General features: G+C 61.9%; 7 protein-coding genes. 3 read left to right on the top strand and 4 right to left on the bottom strand.

Features of this window, described 5'->3' with window-relative positions; all coding sequences use genetic code 11:
- Window positions 1-238: 238 nt before the first annotated feature.
- A complete protein-coding gene (locus JJD66_RS21680; RefSeq protein ID WP_003190072.1) occupies window positions 239-1,000 on the bottom strand; it encodes an SDR family oxidoreductase in 762 nt (253 codons plus the stop codon).
- Between the two features lie 228 nt (window positions 1,001-1,228).
- Between JJD66_RS21680 and JJD66_RS21675 the strand changes: the two genes are divergently transcribed.
- Window positions 1,229-2,236 carry an NADP-dependent oxidoreductase gene (locus tag JJD66_RS21675; RefSeq protein ID WP_200648987.1) on the top strand — a complete coding sequence of 336 codons (1,008 nt, stop codon included), beginning with the start codon at window positions 1,229-1,231 and terminating at the stop codon, window positions 2,234-2,236.
- 122 nt (window positions 2,237-2,358) lie between these two features.
- Here the strand turns inward: JJD66_RS21675 and pyrF are convergent, their stop codons facing one another.
- A complete protein-coding gene (gene pyrF / locus JJD66_RS21670; RefSeq protein WP_003190068.1) occupies window positions 2,359-3,057 on the bottom strand; it encodes an orotidine-5'-phosphate decarboxylase in 699 nt (232 codons plus the stop codon).
- Between the two features lie 259 nt (window positions 3,058-3,316).
- Here pyrF and JJD66_RS21665 point away from each other — a divergent pair, with 259 nt between their 5' ends.
- Window positions 3,317-4,081 (top strand): response regulator, encoded by a 765-nt coding sequence (locus JJD66_RS21665; protein WP_198716238.1) that lies wholly within the window; start codon window positions 3,317-3,319, stop codon window positions 4,079-4,081.
- Window positions 4,081-5,112: a sensor histidine kinase gene (locus JJD66_RS21660; RefSeq protein WP_089042712.1), complete on the top strand. Its 1,032-nt coding sequence runs from the start codon at window positions 4,081-4,083 to the stop codon at window positions 5,110-5,112. Before JJD66_RS21665 ends, JJD66_RS21660 begins: the two co-directional genes overlap by 1 nt.
- Window positions 5,113-5,268: 156 nt before the next feature.
- On the opposite strand, the gene JJD66_RS21655 is transcribed toward JJD66_RS21660, so the two are convergent.
- Window positions 5,269-6,333, bottom strand: a complete 1,065-nt coding sequence (locus tag JJD66_RS21655; protein WP_003190063.1) for an AI-2E family transporter — start codon at window positions 6,331-6,333, stop codon at window positions 5,269-5,271.
- Window positions 6,334-6,405: 72 nt separating this feature from the next.
- Window positions 6,406-7,224: a DUF4892 domain-containing protein gene (locus JJD66_RS21650; protein ID WP_200648986.1), complete on the bottom strand. Its 819-nt coding sequence runs from the start codon at window positions 7,222-7,224 to the stop codon at window positions 6,406-6,408.
- Window positions 7,225-7,315: the final 91 nt, after the last annotated feature.

The following is a 7,315-nucleotide window of genomic DNA, read 5'->3' as shown; positions in this document are numbered from 1 at the left end:
AAACGCTTCGATTTCAAGTGCCCGATCGAAGTCATGGGCGAGGTGATGCAGGAAGCCATGGCTATGCGGCATCATGCTCCAGCTTCAAATCAATAACCGTGTTGCACTCAGCTTCTGCAACCGCCGATTTTATTAGATTATTTACCTGAAGAAACATATTCAGCCACGGCACTCTGCCAGCTATGGAAACGCCCCACATCACCCCGCGCTCTTTTCAAACAGCGTGCCAAGCGCGGTCCTAGATCGCCGTCGCGCCACCGTCCACCGCCAGGGCCTGACCGGTGGTAAACGCTGCGCCATCACTGCACAGGTACAACACGGCGCTGGCGATTTCCTCAACCTTGCCAATGCGTCCCACCGGGTGCATGGCTGCGGCAAACTCAGCCTTGCGTGGGTCGGCCTCATAGGCGCGACGAAACATGTCGGTATCAATCACGGCCGGGCAGACGGCATTCACGCGAATTTTCTTCTTCGCGTACTCGATGGCCGCCGATTTGGTCAGGCCAATCACCGCATGCTTGGACGCCGCATAGATGCTCATCTTCGGTGCCGCCCCCAGCCCCGCCACCGATGCGGTGTTGACGATGGCCCCACCGCCCTGAGCCAACAGCAAAGGCAACTGATACTTCATGCACAGCCACACGCCTTTGACGTTAACCCCCATGATCGCATCGAACTCATCGAGACTGCCGTCAGCCAGTTTGCCCTTCTCGATTTCGATGCCGGCGTTGTTGAAGGCGTAGTCCAGGCGCCCATAGGTGGCGACGGTCTGAGCCATCAATTGCTGCACGTCCGTGTCGAGCGTGACGTTGCAGCGCACAAATATCCCTTCGCCACCGGCCTGGTGGATCAGTGCCACAGTACCCTCGCCTCCTGCCACATCAAGGTCCGCGACCACCACCTTCAAGCCTTCGGCGGCGAACGCCAGCGCGGTGGCGCGGCCAATACCAGCAGCGGCGCCGGTCACCAAGGCGACCTGGCCGGAAAACGTCATGCTCATGGGAACTGTCCTGTGGGGTTAGTAACGGTGGAGCGAGTCTAGCCAACGCCGGGAGCCGTGCGTCAGCACTATCAGAAGGCCGGTTGGCGCTGCATGAATCGCAGTGATAAAGCCGCCCGGCTGATTATCAGCGAGGGCTATTGCCGGGCATTCGCCTGCTTTGCACACCCTTGCCCTTCTGCCACTGAGGGTCTATCACTCATGTTCCATTTCTAAAGAGTCCTTGCCATGACCGCCCAGACCAACCGCCAATTTCTGCTCGCCAAACGCCCGGTCGGTGCCGCCACGCGCGAGACCTTCACTTACCAGGAAGTGCCGGTGGGCGAACCCCAGGACGGCCAGGTGCTGGTGCGCAATGAATACCTGTCCCTCGACCCGGCCATGCGTGGCTGGATGAATGAAGGCAAGTCCTACATCCCACCAGTAGGCATCGGCGAAGTGATGCGCGCCCTGGGCGTAGGCAAGGTGATTGCCTCGAAGCATCCGAACTTCGCGGTGGGGGACTACGTGAACGGTGCACTGGGCGTGCAGGATTACTTCCTTGGCGAGCCCCGTGGTTTCTATAAAGTGGACCCCAAGCTAGCGCCCCTGCCCCGCTACCTGTCCGCCCTGGGCATGACCGGCATGACGGCGTACTTTGCCCTGCTGGAGACCGGCGCCCCGAAAACCGGTGACACCGTGGTGATCTCCGGTGCTGCCGGTGCCGTGGGTAGCATCGCCGGGCAGATCGCCAAGCTCAAAGGCTGTCGCGTGGTGGGGATCGCCGGTGGCGCCGAAAAGTGCAAGTTCCTGTTGGATGAGCTGGGCTTCGACGCCGCCATCGACTACAAAACTGAAGACGTGCCCGCCGCCCTCAAGCGCGAGTGCCCCAAAGGCGTGGACGTGTATTTCGATAACGTCGGCGGCGATATTCTCGACGCCGTGCTCAGCCGCCTGGCGCTCAAAGCCCGCGTAGTGATTTGCGGCGCAATCAGCCAGTACAACAACAAGGAAGCGGTCAAAGGCCCGGCCAACTACCTGTCATTGCTGGTCAATCGTGCGCGCATGGAAGGCTTTGTGGTGATGGACCACGCGGCGAACTTCGCGGCGGCGGGCCAGGAAATGGCCGGCTGGATGGCCCAGGGCAAGCTCAAGAGCAAGGAAGATATTGTCGAAGGGCTGGAGACATTCCCGGAAACGCTGATGAAGCTGTTCAATGGCGAGAACTTCGGGAAGTTGGTGCTCAAAGTCAGCTGACACACCACAAAAACAGATGTGGGAGCTGGCTTGCCTGCGATGCAAGCAACTCGGTCTCTAAGTGATACCGAGTTGATACTATCGCAGGCAAGCCAGCTCCCACATTTTTGCCGCTCTAAAAATCAGGCGATCTCGGCGACGACCGCTGCCAACGCCTTGGCAGGATCCGCTGCCTGGCTGATCGGACGGCCAATCACCAGATAGTCAGAGCCCGCATCCAGGGCCTGGCGTGGGGTCAGGATGCGGCGCTGGTCATCCTGGGCGCTGCCGGTAGGACGGATACCCGGTGTCACCAGTTGCAGCGAGGGGTGAGCGTTCTTCAGGGCCTGGGCTTCCAGGGCTGAGCACACCAGGCCGTCGAGGCCGGCTTTCTGCGCCAGGGCTGCCAGGCGCAACACCTGAACCTGCGGCTCGATATCCAGGCCAATGCCCGCCAGGTCCTCGCGCTCCATGCTGGTGAGCACGGTTACACCGATCAACAACGGTTTTGGGCCGCTGCGCTGTTCCAGCACTTCGCGGCAGGCGCTCATCATGCGCAGGCCACCGGAGCAGTGCACATTGACCATCCACACGCCCATCTCGGCCGCGGCTTTGACGGCCATGGCCGTGGTGTTGGGGATGTCATGGAATTTCAGGTCCAGGAACACTTCGAAGCCTTTGTCACGCAGGGTGCCGACGATTTCCGCCGCGCAACTGGTGAACAGTTCCTTGCCGACTTTGACCCGGCAAAGCTTGGGGTCCAACTGGTCAGCCAGCTTCAGTGCGGCGTCACGGGTGGGGTAATCCAGGGCGACGATGATAGGAGTCTGGCAGACGGACATTGGAATGGGCTCTCAGGCAAGTCGAAATCGGCGCGGATTGTAGCGCAAGCAGCGCCGTTGCGGGATCCGATGATCGGTAAATACCGATCAAGCGCCCAATATAGGCGATTCAGGGCGATTGTTTCAGCGCCGATACATTCACGACATGCCCTCAATACGCCGTCCGGCTAGCCTCGCGCACATGACCGCCCGCCCAGCACTTCCAGCCCTGGAACTGGGCGCCTATGCTGACAGCCACAACCAGGCAGATGACCTCGCTATGCATACCCCTTGCGACCCTGTAAACGAAGCGCCAAAAGACGCGGTGATCGCCGAAGACAAGCGCTGGAACACCCGCGCGCTGATTGTCGACGACGACGTGCCGATCCGCGAACTGCTGATCGACTACCTGGCACGCTTCAATATTCTCGCCTCAGGCGTCACCGACGGCATCGCCATGCGCCAAGCCATGCAAGCGGAGACCTTCGATGTGGTGGTGCTCGACCTGATGCTGCCGGGCGAAGACGGGCTGACATTGTGCCGCTGGCTGCGCGCCGAGTCGGACATTCCGATCCTGATGCTCACCGCCCGCTGCGAACCCACCGACCGCATCATCGGCCTGGAACTGGGGGCAGACGACTATATGTCCAAGCCGTTCGAACCCCGGGAACTGGTCGCGCGTATCCAGACAATCCTGCGCCGGGTGCGTGATGACCGCACCGAACAGCGGGCCAATATCCGTTTCGACAATTGGCGCCTGAACAGCGTGCTGCGCCAGTTGGTGGCCGATGATGGCCTGGTGGTGCCGCTGTCCAACGCCGAGTTTCGTTTGTTGTGGGTGTTCATCGAACGCCCGCGCCGTGTGCTGAGCCGCGAACAGCTGTTGGACGCGGCCCGTGGGCGCTCTATCGAGGCCTTTGATCGCAGCATCGACTTGCTGGTGTCGCGCCTGCGTCAGAAGCTGGGGGATGACCCCAAGGCACCGCAATTGATCAAGACCGTACGCGGCGAAGGCTACCTGTTCGACGCCAAGGATATCGGTTGATGCGCGCGCCCTTCAACACGCTGTTCGGGCGACTGTTCGGCCTGTTGCTGGTGGCGATTGTGCTGGCCCATGTGCTGGCGTTCTTCTGGTTCCATCACTACGGCCCGCCGCCACCGCCCCGCGCGGCGTTCGTCGAACAACCGGACGGCAGTCTCACGCCCTTGCGCAAGGCGCCTCGCCCCTGGTTTGGCGGCCCAGTGGTACCCCTGACATTTCAATTTATCTCGCTGATCATCGCCGCCTGGTACGGCGCCAAACTGCTGAGCCGGCCGATCCAGCGCCTGAGCGCGGCGGCCGAGCGCTTGAGCGTCGACCTCGACAGCCCGCCCCTGGTGGAATCCGGCCCTCGCGAAGCACGCCAGGCGGCCTCGACCTTCAACCTGATGCAAAAGCGCATCCGCGAACAAGTCAGCCAGCGCGCCCGCATGCTCGGCGCGGTCTCCCATGACCTGCGCACCCCCCTCTCGCGCCTCAAGCTACGCCTGGAACAGATCGAAGACCCCAAGTTGCAAGGCCAGATGCGCCAAGACCTGGACGACATGATCGGCATGCTGGATGCCACCTTGAGCTACCTGCACGAACAGCGCACCAGCGAGACACGGCATTGGCTCGACGTCCAGGCATTGGTGGAATCCCTGAGTGAAAACGCTCAGGACCAAGGCCGCGACGTGAAATTTTCCGGCACCTGTACACCGTTGCAGGTACAGCCGATGGCCCTGCGTTCATGCCTGAACAATTTGATCGACAACGCCCTGCGCTATGCCGGCACCGCCCGGGTAGAACTGGCTGACAGCCGCGGCGCCCTGGTGATACGGGTGATCGACCACGGCCCGGGAATCGCCGCCGATAAGCGCGAAGCGGTGTTCGAGCCGTTCTTTCGCCTGGAGGGATCGCGCAACCGCAATTCCGGAGGGGTCGGTTTGGGGATGACCATTGCCAGGGAAGCCGTCGAGCGACTCGGCGGCCACCTGAGCCTGGAAGATACACCGGGCGGTGGGTTGACGGCGGTGATGTGGTTGCCGAGGGTTTAAGCACTCCCATTTACCTGACGCGCCGCGATCCAAATGTGGGAGCTGGCTTGCCTGCGATTGCGCAGTGTCAGTCGATGAAGTGTTGGCTGGCCCACCGCTATCGCAGGCAAGCCAGCTCCCACAAGTACCGCGGCGCACCACAGTTAGGTACACCCATCAGTTACAGGGTTTGTCTTCACGACGCACTTGCGCCTGGCTCGCGCTCCAGTCTGTCAACAGGCTGTAGGCCACCGCCAGCAACGTCGGGCCAATAAACAGGCCGATAAAGCCGAACGCTATCAACCCACCAAACACACCCAACAGCACAATCACCAACGGCAGGTTGCCGCCACGGCTGATCAGGTACGGCTTGAGCACGTTATCCACGCCGCTGATCACGAACGTGCCCCACACGCCCAGGAAAACCGCGTAGGTGTAATCGCCCTTCCACGCCAGCCACGCCGTGGCCGGAATCCACACCAGCGGCGGCCCCATGGGAATAAGGCTGAGCAGGAAAGTCACGATACCCAGCACCAGCGCGCCCGGTACGCCAGCGATCAGAAAGCCGATCAGCGCCAGCAGCGCCTGGGCCGCAGCGGTGCCGATCACACCATTGACCACCCGCTGCACCGTGCCGGCCACCAGTTCGATGTAATAGCCAGCGCGCTCGCCAATCAGGCGCTCCAACAGGCGGTGCACAAACATCGCCAGGCGCGGCCCGTCACGGTAGAAAAAGAACACGAAGACCAGGCTCAGGGTCAGCTCAAGAATGCCGCCGCCAATTTGCGCACTGCGCGCCAACAACCAATTGCCGACCTGACCCAGGTACGGCTTGATGCTCACCATCAGCGCCGCGCCTTGTTGATCAATGCTGTCCCAGGTCGCCACCAGGCGCTCGCCCACGAAGGGGATCGACCCCAACCAGGTCGGCGCCTCGGGCAAGCCGTCGACCTGGATGTCCTTGATCAGCGCCACCGCATCACGCACATGGTCAGCCAGGTTGAACCCCAGCCATACCAATGGCACCGCCACCAGCAACATCCAGCCCAACGTCAGGATGCCAGCGGCCAGGGATTCTCGGCCGCCGAGCCAACGGGTGAGCAAACGCATCAGCGGCCAGCTGGCAAATGCCAGCACCGCGCCCCAGAACAGCGCCGACCAGAACGGCGCCATGACCCAGAAGCTGGCACCAAACAGCACCAGCAGCAGGATTTGCACCAGCAGGCGATCGTTATTGAGCATCGGGTATCTCGAAAAGAAGGCTGTAGAAAGAGAGCTTAGGCGAACGGCGCGGGTCCGTTCGCCCTGTGGTGCTTAGCGTATCAGATGCAGATGCAGCCCTTGGGTTTCACCGGTGCCGGTTTCCAGACGGGCGGTGCGCACGCCCTTCTCCACCAGCGCCTGGCGCCAGGCCTCGGCCTGCGGCCCGCTCAGGCTCACGCGCAGGGTGGTGTCGAGGTTCAAGGCTCGGAATATCAAGGTCAGCCAGGTGTCATCCGGCTTGGCAACCAGCGCGGGAAAATCCAGCTCGCCGGTGCTTTTGAGTTCACGCAGCAGGGTGGCCGAGGTGGGCAGCAGCTCGCCCAAGGGCGCGCTGGCGTCGAGTTGCTCCACATGCAGGTAGGCGCGGCGGTTACCACGGGTGATGCCGTACAACGCGATCAGGGAATTGTCCTGCGGGGCGGCCAGGCGTAGCAGCAGGTATTCCTGTTGGCCGTCGGCGCCCACCAGCTTGGCGTTGCCAAACACTTCGTTGGCCCACAGGCTGCTTTCGCCACAATCGCGGGCCTTGCACCAGAACAACAACTGCGCACCCTTGGCCTGCAAGGCTTCGCGCGTTGCGGTAAAGGCGGCGCTGGAGCTGTGTTCGGCGGGCAATTCATAGGTGATTGCAGTGGCTGGGCCGCGTGCGATGGCCTGGCCTTCATAACGCAACTGGCCGCTGATCTTGCGGATCGCGCCCATGGGGTAGATGCGTTCCTTGTCTTCAGCGGGGCGGTAATCGACGATTTGCGCATCAACCTGGCGGGCTACCGCCGGTAGATCCTGGCTGCCGGGCAGATCGGCGGCAAATACCAGGGGGCTGAAACAGCAAAGGCCAAGGGCACGGATACATCCTTTACCCAGGCTCATCGGATCAGTGAGCCCTGGCCAATGTTGGTCACAGCGATATCGAGTGTGTTCATGGTTGACTCCCTTTCAATCCGCCCAGCCTCGGCAGTTG

Source organism: Pseudomonas sp. MF6751, from assembly GCF_016613265.1.
Classification (GTDB): Bacteria; Pseudomonadota; Gammaproteobacteria; order Pseudomonadales; family Pseudomonadaceae; genus Aquipseudomonas; species Aquipseudomonas fluorescens_BV.
The sequence above is the reverse complement of the archived record's forward strand: the minus strand, read 5'-3'. Positions and strand labels throughout refer to the sequence as shown.